At 57.7% G+C, this 19431-nt stretch carries 13 protein-coding genes; 8 read left to right on the top strand and 5 right to left on the bottom strand.

From position 1 onward, the window contains the following. Positions 1-149 precede the first annotated feature (149 nt). Complete coding sequence (locus BLT47_RS08900; protein WP_083330026.1) at positions 150-5066, bottom strand: acyl-CoA dehydratase activase-related protein; 4917 nt, start codon at positions 5064-5066, stop codon at positions 150-152. 377 nt (positions 5067-5443) lie between these two features. Here BLT47_RS08900 and BLT47_RS03095 point away from each other — a divergent pair, with 377 nt between their 5' ends. After that, entirely contained in the window at positions 5444-6049 is a 606-nt protein-coding gene (locus BLT47_RS03095) for a TetR/AcrR family transcriptional regulator (RefSeq protein WP_074661500.1), read from the top strand. Here the strand turns inward: BLT47_RS03095 and BLT47_RS03090 are convergent. Continuing rightward, positions 5988-6569: an anthranilate synthase component II gene (locus tag BLT47_RS03090; RefSeq protein ID WP_065415614.1), complete on the bottom strand. Its 582-nt coding sequence runs from the start codon at positions 6567-6569 to the stop codon at positions 5988-5990. The two genes, BLT47_RS03095 and BLT47_RS03090, sit on opposite strands and share 62 nt — an antisense overlap. Further along, on the bottom strand, positions 6566-8074 hold the full coding sequence (locus BLT47_RS03085) for an anthranilate synthase component I family protein (protein WP_074661708.1): 1509 nt from the start codon (positions 8072-8074) through the stop codon (positions 6566-6568). Before BLT47_RS03085 ends, BLT47_RS03090 begins: the two co-directional genes overlap by 4 nt. 260 nt (positions 8075-8334) lie before the next feature. Between BLT47_RS03085 and BLT47_RS03080 the strand changes: the two genes are divergently transcribed. Further along, complete coding sequence (locus BLT47_RS03080; protein WP_218122534.1) at positions 8335-9069, top strand: hypothetical protein; 735 nt, start codon at positions 8335-8337, stop codon at positions 9067-9069. 95 nt (positions 9070-9164) lie between these two features. On the opposite strand, the gene BLT47_RS03075 is transcribed toward BLT47_RS03080, so the two are convergent. Beyond that, positions 9165-10070, bottom strand: a complete 906-nt coding sequence (locus BLT47_RS03075; protein WP_074661496.1) for a LysR family transcriptional regulator — start codon at positions 10068-10070, stop codon at positions 9165-9167. Between the two features lie 102 nt (positions 10071-10172). Between BLT47_RS03075 and BLT47_RS03070 the strand changes: the two genes are divergently transcribed. The 5 genes from BLT47_RS03070 (at position 10173) to uidA (ending at position 17300) form a co-directional block, all read left to right on the top strand. After that, entirely contained in the window at positions 10173-11078 is a 906-nt protein-coding gene (locus tag BLT47_RS03070) for a pseudouridine-5'-phosphate glycosidase (protein WP_049619119.1), read from the top strand. Between the two features lie 16 nt (positions 11079-11094). Continuing rightward, positions 11095-11991 carry a carbohydrate kinase family protein gene (locus BLT47_RS03065; protein WP_049619118.1) on the top strand — a complete coding sequence of 299 codons (897 nt, stop codon included), beginning with the start codon at positions 11095-11097 and terminating at the stop codon, positions 11989-11991. 104 nt (positions 11992-12095) lie between these two features. After that, positions 12096-13538, top strand: coding sequence for a uridine transporter UriT (gene uriT, locus BLT47_RS03060; protein ID WP_074661493.1), 1443 nt, complete (start codon positions 12096-12098; stop codon positions 13536-13538). 305 nt (positions 13539-13843) lie between these two features. Beyond that, positions 13844-15334, top strand: coding sequence for a SulP family inorganic anion transporter (locus BLT47_RS03055; RefSeq protein ID WP_049619116.1), 1491 nt, complete (start codon positions 13844-13846; stop codon positions 15332-15334). Between the two features lie 187 nt (positions 15335-15521). Beyond that, positions 15522-17300: a beta-glucuronidase gene (gene uidA, locus BLT47_RS03050; protein WP_074661489.1), complete on the top strand. Its 1779-nt coding sequence runs from the start codon at positions 15522-15524 to the stop codon at positions 17298-17300. 254 nt (positions 17301-17554) lie between these two features. Here the strand turns inward: uidA and BLT47_RS03045 are convergent, their stop codons facing one another. Beyond that, a complete protein-coding gene (locus BLT47_RS03045; RefSeq protein ID WP_074661485.1) occupies positions 17555-18559 on the bottom strand; it encodes a LacI family DNA-binding transcriptional regulator in 1005 nt (334 codons plus the stop codon). 537 nt (positions 18560-19096) lie between these two features. Between BLT47_RS03045 and BLT47_RS03040 the strand changes: the two genes are divergently transcribed. Beyond that, positions 19097-19431: type IIL restriction-modification enzyme MmeI (locus BLT47_RS03040; protein WP_338070725.1), on the top strand; the 335-nt coding region annotated here is incomplete at its 3' end.

Raw genomic sequence — 19431 nt, 5'->3', positions numbered from 1 at the left:
CGCTAATCGCTTAGCCGAGCGGCCAGTGCACAAAAACCGCTAGGCCGCAAAGCTGCTGAGCCACGGCCGCCAGGCGAGTAAGCCGTGCGGCACGCAGCCGGGCGCCGCTTTCAAAGCGGCGCCCGGCTGCTGGCGTTAATGCCGCACGTTTATTGTTTTTCGGCCGGAACGAGTACGGCTCGCATGCGGCCATCAGCCCCGCGCTGCATTTCCACTCTGGCGGAGCGGCGCTTGCCCGGCCGGGAAGAGGCCCCGCTCGCGCGCCAGCCGGTTTGGGTGCCAGCCCGGCTACCTGCTCGGGCCCGAGCCCGGGAGAATGCGCCGAAGCCGCGCTGGGCTGCAAACTCGTCTTCGCCAGACCAGTCTGCGAGCACACCGGTGTGCGGGTCGATCAGTTTGCCATCTGCCCGCTGGATCGGTTCCCCACTTTCCATGGCTTGGGCCCAGGCCTTATGGGCCGTGGAAACCATGAGTTTGATCCGGTTGAGCTGGTTTGTTTCCGAAGCCCCCGGGTCGTAATCGATCGAAACCACATTGGATTGCGGGTAGGCATGCCGCAAGGCGCGGAACATGCCCCGGCCCACCACGTGGTTCGGCAAACAAGCGAAAGGCTGGGCGCAAATAATATTCGGCGCTCCACTTTCGATCAGCTCGATCATTTCCCCGACCAGCAGCCAGCCTTCCCCAGCTTGCGTGCCCAAAGAAATAATCTTCTGGGCCTGAGCTGCAATATGGTCGATCTTGGCTGGGACGTCGAATTTTCCGTCGGTGGCTGCCAAAGCATCCCGCATCGGCTTTTCGTATACCTCCACAGCCTTAATCCCCAGTTTTTGAGCGCTCCGCCCGGCCTTCGTGCCCAGCCCGAAGTGTTCCCACTTGTAATCGGCCACGTACATGCCCTGCAAGAAGAATGCGGCCAAGCCCGGGAGCACGGCTTCGCAACCTTCAGATTCGATGACCCGTACGGCGTCGTTATTAGCATCCGGGTGGAACTTCACCAAGATTTCGCCCACCAACCCTACGCGCGGGCGGCGCGGTTCATCGCGTAGCGGGAGCTCATCAAATTCGCGCACAATATTTTTGATAATCCACGTGTAGCCCACGCGCCGGCCCGCGGTTTCCGAATAGCCGGAACGGAAGAATTCGCGAGTAATGGCATCCCACCGTTCGTACAGCCGCATCGCCGCGCCTTCTTCTACTTCGTACGGGCGTACGCGCAACAGCACGGTTTGGAGCAGATCGCCAATCACTACCGCTTGTACCGCCCTATGTAGCAGCTGCGGCGTGAGTTTGAACCCGGGGTTAGTTTCAATGCCCTGCGCGGAAAGTGCAATCACGGGCACCTGTGGATAACCGGCGTCCCGCAAAGCTTTCCGCAACATGCCCACATAGTTAGTGGCCCGGCACATCCCACCGGTTTGCGTAATCGCCACACTCGAACGATCCGGATCGGCCCCGCCCGTCACAAACTTATTGACGAGCTGGCCAATCACCATAATCGCCGGGTAGCAAGCGTCGTTGTTAACGTAACGCAAACCGAGTTCTACATCTTCGCGCGAAGCATGTTCGAGCACCTCGACGTCGTACCCGGCCCGGGAGAGAATCGGCTCAATCATACGGAAATGTACCGGCGACATTTGCGGTACATAAATCCGGTGCGTGCGGGCCTCTTCCTCCCCGAATACCGGCGCTCCGGCCGGCGTGATCGAGTAGCCTGCTTCTTCCTCGCTTTGCGTGGTATCGATATCCACCGAGCGCATGGCTTCACCGTTCGGCGCGGTAAGTTTCCCAAACGACGCCGCCGCCGCGGTCTCTTCGGCAGCAGATTGTTCGGCGGCAGCTTGTTCGGCAGCAGCCTGTTCGGCAGCGGCCTCTTCGGCAGCGGCCTGTTCGGCAGTAGCCTGTTCGGCACGTTCGATTGTCGCCGATTGCAGGGAGCGCAAACGAATCCGAGCGGCGCCCAGATTTGAGTTTTCGTCAATCTTCAGGGAAGTGTAGATATCGCCCGTCTTTTCCAGGATTTCTTGCACCTGGTCCGTGGTTACCGCATCGATCCCGCACCCGAAGGAATTGAGCTGCACCAAAGACAGATCCGGGGTGCGCCGCACGATGGCTGCCGCCTCGTATAGCCGTTTGTGGTAGGTCCACTGGTCGCGCACATACAGTTCGTCCGTAATGGTCGATTCCGTCATATCCCCGGTAAGGGCATCTTCGGAAAGCACTACCATGCCCAGGCGCTGAATGAGTTCGGGAATACCATGGTTGATCTCCGGATCAATATGGTAAGGCCGGCCGGCCAGCACGATTCCGCGCATATCGTGTTCGCGCATGTACTGGAGTGCCCGATCCCCTTCCGCCTTAATATCGCGGCGCACATTCTCCATTTCCGCAAACCCGGCATCCACTGCCCGGCGGGCTTCTTCCACGGTCACGCCCGCATAGGCGAAACAGTTCGCCAATTGTTCGGCCAGTTTTTGCGGATCATTGAGGGTCACAAAGGGATAGAGGAAGCGGACTTCCGGATCGTCCAAGCCCTCAATGTTTTGGTCCAGTACTTGCGGATAGAAAGCCACAATTGGGCAGTTGAAGGTGTTATCGGCGTCTTCGAATTGTTGGTATTCGTAATTCACGCACGGCATGAAAATGGTTTTGACCTTCTTGGAAAGTAACCATTCAATATGCCCGTGGGCAAGCTTGGCCGGGTAGCACACGTTTTCGGAAGCGATGGATTCCATACCGGTTTGGAACAGCCCGTGCGAAGACCGCCCGGAAATACGCACCCGGAAACCCAGCTCGGTAAGAATCGTCCACCACAGCGGATAGTTTTCGTAAATCCCCAAGGCGCGCGGAATTCCAATCGGCCCGCGCGGGGCGGGTAGGCCGCGCGGGCGGCGGTACCCGAAAATCCGCTCGTATTTGTAGTCGTACAAGTTCGGAATTTCCGACTTTTTCGGCCGCTTTTCCAGGGAAGCTCCCCGATCGCACCGGTTCCCGGAAACCTGGCGGGTACCATCATCAAAAGTAGTGATCGTGAGTTTGCACCGGTTTTGGCAAATCTTGCATTCGCGCTGTTCGGTATCGAAAGCAAAACCGTCTAGATCCCGGCGCAACATGCTCGAAGTGCTACCTTCTTCCCAGTTGCGTTGGGCCGTCAAAGCCGCCCCGTATGCTCCCATGAGCCCGGCAATATTGGGCCGGATTACTTCCCTACCGGTGAGCAATTCGAAGGCACGCAAAACGGCGTCGTTCAAGAAAGTACCGCCCTGGGCCACCACGTGTTCCCCGAGTTCTTCCGGCGAACGCATCTTGATTACCTTGTACAGGGCGTTGCGCACCACTGAATAGGACAGGCCGGCGCAAATATCGGCCGCGTTAGCGCCTTCTTTCTGCGCGGCTTTCACGGCCGAGTTCATAAACACCGTGCACCGCGAACCAAGGTCAACGGGAGCCTTAGCCTGCAAACCGGACTTTGCGAACTCGATAATATCGGTGCCCATAGTGGCGGCGAAAGTTTGTAGGAAAGAACCGCAACCGGCCGAGCAGGCTTCGTTCACGGAAATGGAATCCACCGCGCCATTACGGATCTTGATGTACTTCATGTCTTGCCCGCCGATATCAATCACGGAGGTGACATTCGGGGAAAGGTGGGCGGCAGCCCGGTAGTGGGCCATGGTTTCAATCACGCCTTCATCCACGTGCAAGGCCGCCTTGACCAAATCTTCCCCATAGCCGGTAACGGCCGCGCGGGCCAAATACGCCCCTTCCGGGATGGCTCCCATAATTGTGCGGGCCAATTCCACGGCGGCCTGCACCGGTTCGCCCTCATTGGAACCGTACGTGGAATGCACGATCTGCCCATCAGCGTCGATGAGGGCCGTCTTAATCGTGGTGGAACCGGCGTCGATACCGAGCCAGAGCGGGCCGCGCGCCTGTTTAATATCTACTTGCGGCACGGTGGCCCGGGCGTGGCGTTCATCAAATTCGCGTTTTTCTGCCTCGTTTTCAAAAAGCGGGCGCAAAGTGGGCGCCGCCGAACCCAAAGACTGGGCATGTTCCAAAGCATCAATATATGCGCTTACCGGTTGGGTTGGCCCACTAGCTAGCATGGCCGCGCCCAAAGCCACGTAGAGCTGGCCGTTTTCCGGGGTTACAAAGTTTTCCACCTGCTCGCCCAGTACCCGCCGGAACGCTTCTCGCATTTGCGGCAAGAAATGCAAAGGCCCGCCCAAGAAAATAACGTTTCCGCGAATCGGGCGGCCCGCGGCCAGCCCGCCCACGGTTTGAATGGCCACCGCTTCGAAAACGGAAGCGGCGATATCTTCATGCCGCGCCCCCTGGTTGATAAGCGGTTGTACATCAGTTTTTGCGAACACCCCACAGCGGGAAGCGATCGGATAAATCGTCTCGTACTTTTCGGCAAGCGTGTTTAGCCCGGCCGCATCCGTATTCAGCAGGCTCGCCATCTGGTCAATAAACGCCCCGGTACCGCCCGCGCACGTACCGTTCATTCGCTGTTCCGGGGTGGGTTTCAGATAGGTGAGCTTGGCGTCCTCCCCGCCCAGTTCAATCATTACGTCTACATCCGGGTTGAGCCGCTCAATTGCTTCCGTGGAGGCCACCACCTCCTGCACGAAGCCCACGCCCATGCCTTGCGAAACCGAAAGCCCGCCCGAACCTGTAATCGCCGCATACATGGATTCTTCTGGGAAAGCCTCTGCCACATCGGTGAGCAGACGCAACATTTCCCGCCGTACGTCCGCATTATGGCGCCGGTAGGCCGAGAAAATGATTTCCGTGCCGCGCGTGACCACCGCCTTGACCGTGGTGGAACCTACGTCTAGCCCCAGCCGCAAAGTGGTATCGGTTGCCGGCGCGGTTTCCGGAGCAGTTTGCAGCGAGGTTTCCGGGGCGGTTTGCGGCGTGGTTTCCGGCGCAGTTTCCGGGGCAGTTTGCGGGGCAGTTTGCGGCGCGGTTTCCGCGTTTGGCGCCGCCGCCGGCGCCGTCTTTTCCGCGCGCGGTGCGCTTGCCGGTCCAGTCTGAGCATTGGGAACGGGAGCACCCGTCATAGTTCTGTACCCCTCCGAGGCGAATCAGCGTATGAGATGTATGACTGCCCGCAAGCTCGGGTGACGCGAACCCGCGAAGCTACCAAAATGATCGTTCTGTAATTAGTACTTGTTCAACCATAACGATCGTTCTGGTCAGTATGTTATTTCCGCCTATTTCCGTGATGCTAATCTTGCGTAATTCACAGCGCGGTAGATTTGCCCACAACTTTCGGTAAATATGCCCATGTTTTTTCCTAAACACACGCATTTTTCCCAATCCTCGCCCGCGTTTTACCCTAAATTCCTGCCTTAGCGGCAGGCACATTCTTGACTTAACGGCAGGTGCGCGGCATTTCCTTACCGGAAAACCCTGCAACGCCGCTTAGACTGAGGGTATGACGTCTCACAAATCTTGCCGCCAGGAGATCTTGGCGGCCACGCGCCGCCTGATTCTCACCAAAGGCGTTTCCCAAGTTTCTATTTCGGATATTGTGCGCGAATCGGGGACGTCTGCCGGGGCGATCTATCACCATTTTGAAAACAAGCCGGCGATCTTCAAAGAAATTATTGCGGAAGCTATTTCTGCCCCGCGCTGGGCTATCAATTTTGCTTCCGAACAGGCTCTGGCCCCGCACGATATTTTGACCATGGCTTTTGACGCGCTCGACGCCGATCCCGAACGCGCCCGAGTTCTGGTACAACTGGGCGCCGCCGCTTTAGGCGATGGCGAATTAGGCCGGCTACTCAAAGATATCTACAACGAGTTTTCCACCAAGTTGCTCAACCTCATGCAAACTTGGGCCCGCGAGCAAGGCAATCCGGAAGCCGATATGTGCGGTATCGCCCCGATCTTTATTGGCCTTATCGAAGGCTATGCGATTCAAAGCATACTTTTCGATAGTTTTAACCACCGTGCTTACCGCCGGCAGGCAGTGGCCGCTATAGCGCATGTGCTGCCGCTAAAAAGCGCTCCAGCATCGCCGGCCCCTGCGGAGTCATAATCGATTCGGGGTGGAATTGGACCCCGTACACCGGGTAGCGCGTATGCTCTACGGCCATAACTTCGGCGTCGTCGCAACTACGCGCGGTAATCCGTAACTCCGGCGGCAAAGTATCCTCCCGCACCGCCAAAGAATGGTAGCGCGCTACTTCTTGCGTGGCTTCCAGCCCGGAAAAGAGTACGGATTTAGTGTCGACGGCGGCCGGGTCGCTTTTCCCGTGCACCACTTTGTGGGCGTAGGTAATTTCTGCGCCGTACACCTCGCAAATAGCTTGATGGCCCAGGCACACGCCAAGAATCGGCACTTGCGGGCCCAGCTTAGCTATAAGCTCTTCGCTGATACCGGCGTCTTTCGGGAAACCCGGGCCGGGCGAAATCACGATCGCTTCCGGATGCAGGGCCGCGATTTCTGCTACCTGCAGGGCGTCATTGCGCACGGCCCGCACCTGCGGATTGAGAGCACCAATCACCTGGTAGAGGTTATAAGTGAAAGAATCGTAGTTATCGAGAAGCAGGATCATGGGAACACCACATTTCCAGGGCCGATGAGTTCTTCAGCTACGCGCAGGGCGTCTAGCATCGCGGCAGCCTTATTGACGGTTTCGCGGTATTCGGTTTCCGGTACCGAATCTTGCACGATTCCGGCCCCGCTGCGCGCCCACACGCGCCCGCCCGCTTTATAAGCACAACGGATAGCGATGCACACGTCCAGGTTGCCAGAAAAATCGAGGTAGCCGAGCGCCCCGCCATACAGGCCGCGCCGGTCCCCTTCCAGTTCGCTAATGATTTCCATGGCCCGGATTTTCGGTGCCCCGGAAAGCGTTCCGGCGGGAAGTAGTGCTTCGACGGCGTCTAGCGCGTCCTTATCCGCGCGGATCTTCCCGCGCACTACCGAACCGATATGCATTACGTGGGAGAAGCGCAAAATCTCCATGTACTTTTCCACTTCTACCGTGCCAAACTCGGAAATCTTGCCAATATCGTTACGGCCCAGATCTACCAGCATATTGTGTTCGGCCCGTTCCTTTGGGTCCGCCAAAAGTTCGGTGGCCAAGGCTTCGTCTTCCGCGGGTGTTTTCCCCCGCGGCCGCGTACCCGCTAAGGGGAAAGTGTGGAGTACGCCGTCGGCAAGTTTGACCAAAGTTTCGGGGGAAGCCCCCGCTATTTCGATCGCGTCCCCCGAAAAATAGAACATGTATGGGGAAGGGTTGATCGTACGCAACACCCGGTAGGTATCGAAAAGCGAACCTTCGAAAGGCGCGGAAAGTGCATTAGAAGGGACGATCTGGAAAATATCGCCCTCGTGAATAAAGTGCTGGGCGCGGCGCACCAACTGCGTGAACTCGGCTTCGCTGAGCGCCGCGGTAATCGGCCCGGTAAGGCGGCCGTGCGTATGCGGGCTCGGCGTGCCAGATACCAACAACTGAGCGAGCTCTTGCAGATGTGCGGCGGCGCGGGCGTAGGCGGCTTCCAAATCTGGGGCCTGCACATCAATATTGGTTATGAGCTGGATGGTTTGGGCGTAATTATCGAAGGCGATCACGGTTTCAAACAGCATGAGGTCTACATCATTGAAACCATGCGGGTTCGCGGCCGCTAGCTGCAGCGAAGGTTCGGCGTATTTCACGTAGTCGTAAGCGAAATATCCCACCAGCCCGCCGGTAAAAGTAGGCATGCCCGGAACTTTCGGGCTGCGGTAGCGGGCCAGAATATCCCGGATTATTTGCGAGGGGTGTGCCGTAAATGTTTCCCCGGGAGTGATGGTGACTTGGCCGTCCCGGGCGGTAACTTCCAGGCTCGGATTTAGACCCAAAAATGTGTAGCGACCCCAAGTGTTATTTTGGCCCGCGGATTCGAGGAGGAATACGTGGTCGGAAGCATTTTTGAGGATCGCGAGCGCACCTACCGGGGTAAGAAAATCGGAAAGGAGGCGCATCGCCACTGGGCAACGCGTGTATTGGCCCGCGGCGGCGTATTCGCGCACCTCGTCTAGGCCGGGGTGTAATGCTACGGAATCGGTACACATGCGGTTAATAGTAACGCGTGGCAATGCGCACGCGAAGGTAAAACAAAATACGCGCAACCGCGCACCCCGCATATACTCCAAACGGTAAGCACCCGGCTAACTATCTAGGTGCTGGCCCCGCAGTGGTAAAACGTTGCCGCCTCGTGGTCGCCGCGCGGCCAAACGGTACGCGGTCACAGGCTTGCGGGAGATAACAGTGCGGGGCGGTAAGCCACCAGCAACTGCAACGGGCAAACAGACAAAGGAAGGGCGGGAAACGAGTGGCGGAACACGAAAACGGCGTATCCCCGGAAATACCGCAGGAAGCGCTTTCGAAAGCAGCCGAAGCCGAGGAAGTGCAGGTTCCGGATTTTCTTGCGAACCCGCAACGCACCGATATTTTTCTGATCGGCATGCTCTTCGTAATATTCGTGTTTGGGATTGTGCTTATTCCCTTGCGCACCTGGCTTTTGAACCACCCGTGGGCTTACACCTTGCTGGTGGGTGGCTATACTTCTTCGGTGCTGGGCGGGGCGAATGCTTCGGTGGGCGATGGCCCGTGGTGGGGTTATTGGCTGTGTACGCTGGTGGGCGCGCTGAAGTTCATGCCTTTCTACTATTGGATGGGCCGGCGTTGGGGCATGGACTTTATTGACCTGTCTACCCAGTACACGCCCCGCGTGCAACGGTTGGCGCGGCGGGCGCTGGCCTCGCGGCGCGCTCAGGTATTTACCTCCTGCCTGGTACCGGTGGGTTACTGCCCGGGCCCGATCCCGACGTCGATCGTGAACGGCTTGCTTGGTTTCTTACGGCAACGTGCCTGGCTAACGGCGCTCCTCAATATTTGTTCCCTTTTGGCGGTGAACGGCGTCTTTATTGCACTCGGCTGGACCTTTGGAACTGAAGTGCTCGCGGTAGTGCAGCTCATCAACAAATACCTGCTCTGGTTCACCTTGGCGCTCATTGGCCTTGCTTTCTTCCAAGCCTGGCGCGGCGCCAAGAAAAACGGAAAATAGCCGGCGCCGCGCCCGCGCCTTCCGCTATCCGTACCGCACCCGCGCCTTCCCGCTACCGGGCTTGAAACAACCACCCACGGCGTCGGCGCCCGGGCCTAGCCCGCGTGCGCCCAGTTTTCGCGTACTTTGATGATCAGCTGGATTAGGTATTCGACGCCGGGTAGGGCCGGCTGGCGCCAGGCCACATCGAGGGGAATACTGGCCGGTGGGCTGATCGGTGCGGCAGAAAGGCTTTGCGGGATTTCCAAAGCGAAATCTTCGGGGACCAGCGAATAGGCCCGGCCGGTGGTGAGCATATAGGAGTACGCGCCCGAAACGCGCAAGCCCGCATGGGATATTTCCGGTTCGATCCCGGCCCCGTGCAATAGCCCCACCAAATAGTCGTAATAGCGCGGGCTGTTTTCCCGCGGCCAGATCAACAGCTTCTTATTACGTAAACTCGCTACTTCTACGGGCTTATCGGGATGGAATTTGCCGGGTCCAGAAACCACCCAAATGGCGTCCTGGCCGATCGTGGCCCCGCGCGCGCCAGGCGGGGCTTGTACAAAATGCCCGGCTACCAAATCGGCCTGCTCCCGGATAAGCAATCCTTCTAGTTCCCCGGTTCCCACTTCCAAAAGCTTCACGCTCGTGCGCGGGCTCCGGGTATTTGTTTCCTGGTCGAGCGCCGCGAGCACCGCCGGCGCTAACCGGTTCACCAAACTGGGAGAAAGCCCGAAACGGACGGTTTGTGTGGCCTGCGCGGCCCGGGCTAACTCACCCAGCTTTTCCGCTTCCCGCAACACCAGGTCCACTTGTTCTACGAGCGCCGCGCCGGCCGGCGTCAACCTCGATCCGGCCCGGGAACGTTTGAAAAGGACCACCCCGAGCGCCCGCTCCAAATTACGAATATCGTTACTGACCGTGGGTTGGGAAACCCCCAAAAGCTCGGCGGCCTTACCGAAGTGTTCAGTTTGCGCCAATACCGCAAAGGTGCGAAGCTGATGTAGCGTGTACTTCATAAGGCTTTCCTATCAAAGAATAGGTAAATAGGTCTGGTTCCAGCTCCTATTTTCGCATTAGATAAGGCCTAAGAGAACCATCTAGCATGCAAAGGAAAGAAAATGGCTTCCATTAAAATTGCTGATTCCATCGTGGCCGCGGTAGCGGCGGGCAAGCCGGTTGTTGCCCTCGAATCCACCATTTTCACGCACGGGTTGCCGCGCCCCCGCAACTACGAAGTGGCGCTCGAAGGCGAAGAAGCTATCCGCGCCCAAGGTGCCGTTCCGGCTACCATCGGCGTATACCACGGCGTGCCCACGGTAGGCCTCACCCCGGAACAGATCAAGGAACTTAGTGAGGACGACGACGTCTTCAAGGCCTCCATCCGGGACCTGGCTTACGGTGCTGTAACCAAGAAGAATGGCGGCACCACGATCGCGGCCACCACTTTCTTGGCATACAAGGCCGGTATCAAGGTCTTCGCCACCGGCGGTCTGGGCGGCGTACATCATGGCGCTTCCGAAAACTTTGACGAATCTGCCGATCTGTTGGCTTTGGCCAAGTATCCGATCGTACTGGTGAGCTCGGGTGCGAAGGCCGTGCTGGACATTCACGCCACCCTGGAACGATTCGAAACCCTTTCGGTGCCGGTAGTGGGCTACCAGACGAACAACTACCCGGGCTTCTACGTGGCCGATTCCGGTTACAAGCTGGCCAACCGCGTGGAATCGCCGGAAGAAGTGGCCACTATTTTCAACACCATGCGGGATATGGGCCTTTCGGAAGCGATCTGCGTGGGCAACCCGGTTCCGGAAGCCGAACAGCTCGATCCGGAAGGCTTGGACGTAATCATCGAAAAGGCTTGGCAGGCCCTGGAAGATCAGAACGTGGAAGGCCAAGCAGTAACGCCCTTCCTGCTCGAGTTCATTCGCCAGGAAACCAACAATGCCAGCCTGGACGCCAATGTAGCCCTGTACTTCAACAATGCGCGCGTGGCCGCAGATATCGCCGCGGCACTTGCCTCCTAAGAAAAACTGATGCGTCATGCTAGGTGTTATAGGAGATATTGTTCAAGACATCGTGATCTGGTTACAGGAACCGGTGCGCCCGGCAACTGATACCAGGTCTGAGATCACCATGACCCGCGGAGGTTCTGCCGCAAATGTGGCGGCCTTCGCGGGTAGCCGCTACCCCACGCGTTTTATCGGTTGCGTAGGCGATGACCTAGCGGGGATCACCCTCACCCGGGAACTGGAAAGCCACGGAGTGGAGGTGAAATGCCAGGTGGCGGACGCTACCGGAATGATCGTGGTTATGATCAACGACCATGGCGAACGGAATATGTTTCCTTCGCGCGGGGCTTCCGGGCAATTACAAACCATTGCCCCGGAGTGGCTGGACGGCATCGAATTGCTGCACATCACCGGTTATTCGCTCCAAGGCAACCCCACCGCCGATTCCGTGATTGCGGCCGCGAAGCAAGTGAAAGCACAGGGCAAAATGCTTTCCTTCGATGTTTCTTCCACGGGAATGATCGACTTTTTCGGTATCGATAAATTCAAAGAGCTAATGCGCGAACTGCGCCCAGATTTTGTTTCTGCCAATGAAGACGAAACAAAATACATGGACCTCGCGCACGGCGACCAGCCGGGAGAATTCCTAGCCGAACTGCCGGAAACTACCCTCCTGGCCCGGGCGGGTAAAAATGCCACCAAGATATTTATCGAAGGAAAACTGCACGCTACCGTGCCGGTGAAACCTGCCAAGAATCCGCGCGATATGACGGGAGCTGGCGATGCTTTCAACGCCGGTTTCCTCGCCTCATATTTGCGTCATCGCGATGTGATCCGCGCTACCGAAGATGGTCATGCGCTGGCCCGCCGCGTGTTGTACTCACCAGGTGCCACCGAACCACGCGAGGATGAGCTCGCAGACCTATAGTAATCAACCTATAGTAATAAACTTGCGCGGGCGGGCGGGACCATAGTTTTCGACTAGGCCCGCCCGCCCGTCTGAACCCCTACTAGCTCAAAGAGGAGCCACCTATGAAAACCACTACCTCCCGCAGAGTCGTGGATAAAACACCAAGTGTTCCGGTGCTTATGATCGCGCTCATTGCCGCGATCTTCGCCTTCCAACTCAACGCTTCCATGCTCTCCCCCGCCCTGGTGACTATGGAACACCAGCTCGGTGTTGATGCCAGCCAAATTGGCCTTACCCAAACAGCATTCTTCGCCGCGGCCGCGCTGTTCTCCCTCTTCCTCCCCCGCTGGGGCGACCTGATTGGCCGGCGCCGCATCATGCTGTGGATGCTCGCCATTACCGGAATCGGGTGCGTGATCTCCGGACTTTCCGCATATGTGGGCGGAGTGCCCCTATTGGCCGTGGGCCGCGTTATTCAGGGCGTGGCCGGGCCGGTGGTTCCCATGGCACTGATTATGTTGCACGTACAGGTGCCCGATAATCGCCAATACGCCAAACTTATGTCTGTGCTCACCGCAATCAACGGCGGTATTGCGGGTGTGGATGCCTTGGCAGGCGGCTGGCTCGCCGATAAATGGGGTTTCCAGTCCGTGTTCTTTGTGATGGCCGTGGTGTGCTTGATCGCCGTCTTCGCGATCTGGCACGGCACCGTAGAATCGCGCGCGGAAGAACAGGTACCCATGGACTGGAAGGGCACGTTCCCGCTGGTGATCGTGCTTGCCGCTCTCTACTTTGCCTTCAACGAGGCCGGCAAACTGGCCGAAGCGAACTGGGCGCTCTTCGGCGCACTCATCGTGGTAGCAATTATTGCCTTCTGGATTTTCTGGCAGGTGGAAAACCGGGTGGAACACCCGCTAGTTACCACCACGTATTTGAAGCAACGCCGCACTTGGGCTCTGCTAGGTACCACTTTGCTGACCATGACCGGCGTTTTCGCGGTGATGAACGGGCTGGTGCCAGGCTTGGCACAAGACGCGACGGTAGGCCCGGGAATTAGCGCCGCTGAAGTTTCCTTCTGGACGCTTTCCCCGTACGCGATTGCCGGCCTGCTCATGGGTCCGATCAGTGGCCAGTTGGCCTCCCGTTTCGGTTACAAGCGCGTATTGCAGGTGGGTCTGTTGCTCACCAGTTGCTTGCTTTTCTTCACCGCTTTCGTAGCCGATCGGCCCACGCGCCTGCTGCTCTTGCTCATTAGCATCGCGGTGGGTATTACCTACGCGGGTATCGTCAACATTATGCTCAACGGTTTGGGTGTGGTACTCAGCCCGGCCGATAACCAGGGTTACCTGCCCGGCATGAATTCCGGTGCCTTCAACCTGGGTGCCGGTTTGAGCTTCGCGATCCTTTACGCGATCAACACCTTCGTGGGGCAAAGTGCCGACGTGCTTGCCGGCTACCGGTGGGCGATTATTGGCGGGGCGGCGCTGGTGCTGTGCGCGCTGGCCTTCTCCTCCCTGATTCCCCGGCCCGACGACGTTAGCGACTCCGCTTCCGCGCAAGCCTAAACTGCTTTCCGCGCAGGCCTAAATACAATTATTAGGGCCGCGGGCGGGGCACAAACCGGGTTTATACCTTGGCTTGGGCCCTGCCCGCGGTTTTTTAACCGGCAAGTTTTAGGCCACGACCCGTACTTTCTGAACTGTAAGGACTTTGGAACTAAAACGCCATACGTGATCTATGCGGGCCGCTGGCATTCTGCCCTAGCATTGCAACTTTTGTGACCAGGGCGGCACTACAAGTGCTACAGGTATGCGATAGCCTAACAATTCTGCTGTTTTGCACGCACCGCAAGAAAGAGAGTTAGAAGCCCATGCCTCACAAGACGCGGCCAACTGCATTAGACACCATTGGGTCGTTTAAGACCGCATTTTCTTCCGGACGGACGTTTATTACGGAAGTACTTGCCGGCCTGGTGGTGGCATTCGCAATGATTCCGGAAGCGCTCTCATTTTCGATTGTGGCGGGCGTAGACCCGAAGGTCGGCCTTTTTGCTTCCGCGGCGATTGCGATCACGATCGCGTTTACCGGAGGGCGGCCGGCCATGATGAGCGGGGCTGCCGGTTCGGTGGCACTTGTAATTGCGCCGGTAATGCGCGATTACGGCATGGACTATTTGATTGCCACGGTATTGCTTGGCGGCCTGCTGCAAATCATTATGGGTGTGGCCGGGGTGGCACGGTTGATGCGTTTCATTCCCCGATCCGTAAATATTGGCTTCCTAAATGCGCTGGCCATTTTGATTTTCTCGGCCCAGTTGCCGCATCTAATTAATGTGCCGTGGCAGGTTTACCCACTAGTTGTTGCGGGCGTGCTCATCGTCTGGTTGCTCCCCAAATTGACGAAGGCGATCCCTTCCTCTTTGGTGGCCATCGTGGTCCTCACCATCTTCGTCGTCGTGACGGGTATTGGCGTACCCACGGTTGGAGATATGGGCGAATTGCCTTCCTCTTGGCCTACCTTGCTGATCCCGCAGGTGCCACTGGCCTGGGAAACTTTGCAGATCATTTTCCCGTACGCCTTTGCGATGGCTTTGGTGGCCACGATGGAATCCCTGCTCACCGCGAATATTGTGGATGATGCGACGCAAACCTATTCGGTTAAGTCCCGAGAAACTTGGGGGCAAGGCATTGCTAACCTGGTGGCCGGCCTATTTGGCGGCATTGGCGGTTGCGGAATGGTGGGGCAGACCGTAGTAGGCATCCAGGCCGGTGCTCGTACCCGCCTTTCCACCCTGGTTTCCGGGATATTTCTCCTCGTATTGGTGGTGGCACTCGGCGATATTACCGGGCTGATTCCGATGGCAGCCCTGGTGGCCGTAATGCTAACCGTGGTGGTGAGCACCATGGATTGGAATTCGCTCAAACCTTCCACGTTGCGCGTGATGCCATTTTCCGAAACTTTCATCATGCTGGTGACGGTGATACTCACGGTATCTACCGGAAACTTGGCGATCGGCGTGATTGCCGGCGTGGTAGTGGCAATTATTGTGTTCACACATAACGTTTCCCAGTTCACGGAGCTAGAGCGGGAAAGCACTCCGGAAGGCACCACGTATCGGATCAGAGGGTTGCTGTTCTTCGCCTCCTCGAATGATCTCTTCTACTCCTTCGCCTTCAATGAAGACACTTCGCCGGTAACCGTGGACCTAACCGGAACCGTTCTTTGGGACGCTTCCGCGGTTTCCACCTTGCATTCGATCCACGAAAAATATCGCAAACAGGGCAAGACCATGCGCGTGACTGGCTTGCGCGAAGGCGGCCGTTCGCAAAAGATGCTGAACCGCCTCTGGGGTGTTGATTAGCTTTCACACGTGACCAGGTTTTAGCTGCCTGCAACTAATTCCCGGCTAACCGACTGCTAGCTACCGGCCACCGGCTAGTAGCTGGGGCGGCCACGGCCGCCTGCAACTTTTGGCAACTTGACCGCTACGGTGCCATATTCCGAGATACTGGAGTGGAACAAGCTACATCTTTGGTAAAGGAGCCAATATGTTACGTGTGAGAGAATCCCGTTCGCGCCAGGTTAAGTCGCTGAACGGCACCTGGGATTTCAAGGTCGATACAAACAATTCCGGCTTTGCGGAAAAATGGTTCGCCGGCCCGCTCGACACCAACCGCAAGATGGCAGTACCTGGGTCGTACAACGACGTCTTCATCGATAATGCCACGCATGACCACGTTGGTTACGTGTGGTACCAGACCACTACCTTCGCTCCCAAGTTTGGCGAAGATCGTCTAATCCTGCATTTCGGCTCGGCAACGCACGAAGCCACGGTGTTTGTTAATGGCACCGAAGTAGTGAGCCATGTGGGCGGGTACCTGCCCTTCGAAGCCGATATTACAGATCAGGTGCAGGCAGGCGAAGAATTCACGATTACGGTGGCGGTTGATAATCGCCTCGGTTGGAATTCCATCCCGCCGGGCTATGTGGATCAAGACGTGGACGGCAACGATGTGCAGCACTATTTCCACGATTTCTACAACTACGCCGGTATTCACCGCAGTGTCTCGCTTTACACCCGCCCCGCGGTTGCCGTACAAGATGTCACGATTGTTACCGACATTGACGGCACGGACGGTGTGGTGAAGTACGACGTCGTCGCCAACGGTGCGCAGCAGGTTTCGGTGCGCGTGCTGGACGCTACCGGCACGGAAGTTGCCGCTGGCGAAGGTGCCACGGGTGAACTGCGAGTCGCAAACGCTGATTTCTGGGCTCCCGGCCACGGCGCGCTATACACGCTCGAGGTGACGGCCGATAGCGACGTCTACCCGCAGCGCTTCGGCATCCGCACCGTGACGATCGAGGACGGCGTGTTCAAGATCAACGGCAAGCCGTTCTACTTCCGCGGTTACGGCCGCCACGAAGACAACTACATTCGCGGGAAGCAGCACGACGACGTTTCGATGATCAACGATTTTGACATCATGCGTTGGCAGGGTGCGAATTCCTTCCGCACCTCGCACTACCCGTATGCCGAAGAAGTCATGGACTACGCGGACGAACAGGGTTGGGTGGTAATCGACGAAACCCCCGCTGTTGGTTTGAACATGGGCATTGGCGGCGGTATCTTCGGCTCGCAGGGCTTCACCACCTTCTCCGAAGAAACGGTAAACAAGACCACCCAAGAGGCGCACGCTCGCGAAATTCGCAACCTCATTGCGCGCGACAAAAACCACCCGTCGGTCGTCATCTGGTCGATTGCTAACGAACCGGAAACGAACACGGACCCTTCCCGCGAATACTTCAAACCACTCGTCGAACTGGCACGGGAAGCTGACCCGACCCGCCCGGTTGGTTACGTGAACGTCATGCTCTCGACCCCGGACGTTGAGAAGATTACCGACCTGTTCGACGTCATCATGCTCAACCGCTATTACGGCTGGTATGTGAACACGGGCAAACTGAACGACGCCGAAGCGGCGCTACGCCGCGAAATCGACGGCTGGATCGAACGTTTCCCCGGCAAGCCAATCATCTTTACCGAGTACGGCCCAGATACGCTAAACGGCAACAAGGACTTCTTCGCCCGCCCGTGGTCCGAAGAGTTCCAGGCAGATAACCTCGCCATGTTCCACCGCGTGTTTGACGACTACCCGCAGATCCAGGGTGAACAGATGTGGAACTTCGCCGATTTCCAGACCGTTCCGGGCACCATGCGCGTGGCGGGGAACAAGAAGGGTATGTTTACCCGCGACCGCCAGCCCAAGCTCAATGCCTACAAAGTGCGTGAACGCTGGCTCCGGCTGAAGGAGGAACAAGGCGCCTAGCTCCTGGTCTAGAGGCGCTTAGCTCCGAGTTACGAGGCAGAGCGGGCAGGGCCTCACCCGCTGCGTTTATGTTTTTCGCAGAGCCGCCCTGCCTCTTGCACGCATCCCGCAGATGGGGAGCCTGGTATGTTTCTGGCTTTACCGGCCCGGACCAATACCAGGCTCCTTTTGCGTGCCGTGCTAACGCTATTGGACTACTGGGGCGGGGCCCTTTCTCCCACTTTTGTACAGCCGGAGCGGGGCCCGCGCTACCCCTATTGGACCACTGGGGCGGGGCCCGTGCTACCCCGCACCGCGAACTCAACCGGAAGCAGGAACGTTTTGCGCTCCCGGATTCGGCGGTTGTTGTTCTGCCAGATCAGCGATTCGGCCGCCTTGCGACCGATGTTTTCACCACCGGAGGAAAGTGAGGTGAGAGGTGGATCGGCAAGGGTAGCCAAATACGAATTATCGAAACCGACTACCGAGACGTCCTGCGGCACTGCCATGCCCCGGCGGCGAATTTCGCGGATGAAACCCACCGCCATCGCGTCATTAAACGCAACCACCGCGGTGCCATGTTCCGGCCGCCACCTGCGAGCCGCTTTCTCCCCACCTTCAAACATCGCTACGAGGCCACGCACCTGCCGCACGTAAAGTCCCCGCTGTTCGCACTCGCGTTGCAGAGCACGCCAGCGGAACGCGTTCGTCCATGATTGTTCCGGCCCGGCTAAATAGGTGAGCCGCGTATGGCCGAGTTCTTGCAGGTGCTCGCACATTTCGTGGACGCCACGTTTGACACCAGCAACCACGCACGTGTGCCCAGTGGCGTGCCTATTGATTAGCACTACGGGCTTTGCGCGCCCGAACTTACGGATCTCCGCGAGGCTCAGGTAAGAAATCGGAAAAGCGATGCCATCGAGGAACGGAAGCACCGCATTAAGAGTCCGCTTCTCGGTTTCGGGAGTTCCCGGGGAATTGATCACCACCATGCTGTAGCCCTTGGCCGCCGCGGCATCTTGGAAGCCCTTGAGAATATCGCGATAAACCGGATTCGCAATCTCTACCATCACGATTCCAAGTAAGCGCGGACTTTCCGATTCTTCCCAGTAGACCGATCCCGTTTGTTTGTAGCCGAGCGTGCGGGCGGCTTCATGTACCTTGGCAACCGTTTTCTCGCTCACGCGCGCCGGCGAGGAGAAAGTTCGCGAAACCGTGGAGGCCGAGACGCCCGCAAGCTTAGCGACGTCGTAGATAGTTACATTGGCGTGCTCGGTCATGGTTTATCCACACCCACTCTCACGCTCACGTGTTGCCATGCAGCCATAATATCTAGCCAAGCCTGCGCGCGGGAAAAACCTTCGGACTCGAAGTTTGCCACGCTTTAGCTCTTATCTAGCCGCGCCTGCACGCGGGAGAAACCCGGGACTATTTCAGGTGTTCGGGTGTTCGGGTGTTTTGGTTTGGGTGTACTGGTTTGGGTGTTGCTGATGTGGAAGGTACTACTGGCACTTGCCGCTATTGGAGCTTCCTGCTTTTGACGTTTTACCGCTACAGGCGCTTACCGCTACGGGCGCTTGCTGTTCCGAGATGAAAGTGCAGTTTTCGAAAAGGGGAGCGTTGACTGATCTGATCTGCTTCGCGCAAAGCCGTTTGACCCCTTCTCCTATGGCAATTGGGCTACGCTGCGTATTCCTCTGTATTCCTCTTTTATATACCGTTACACTTCGGCCAATCCACGAATAAGTGTTAGATTTCGCGACGGCGTTACCCTGCGCCACAATTTTGTGTCGGACCCTGCAGCTAACATGGGGGCTATGACGGCACAGGTTACAGGTTCAACGCTTACCGAAACTCAGCGGCGCCACAACGCGCAGACTTTCGCGGAAACGTGGCGCGGGCGCGGCTATGAAAAGGGCGATACCCAACAGTTCTGGGGTAATCTGCTGCGTTCGGTCATGGGCATGCCGGAAGTTCAAACCGTCACGGGCGTGCGCTACGAGGAAGGCACCTCCCGGCGTGGCTATATCGATGCCATCATTCCGGATGCGAAAACACTCATCGAACAGAAATCCATCGGCGTCAATCTTGATCATGCAGAAATGCGCCAAGGCCAGATGGTTACGCCTTTTGAACAGGCTATGAACTACGC

Origin of the sequence: Actinobaculum suis (assembly GCF_900102025.1) — a bacterium.
Taxonomy (GTDB): domain Bacteria; phylum Actinomycetota; class Actinomycetes; order Actinomycetales; family Actinomycetaceae; genus Actinobaculum; species Actinobaculum suis.
Note: the sequence above shows the minus strand (reverse complement) of the source record. Positions and strands in the feature narration are given on the sequence as shown.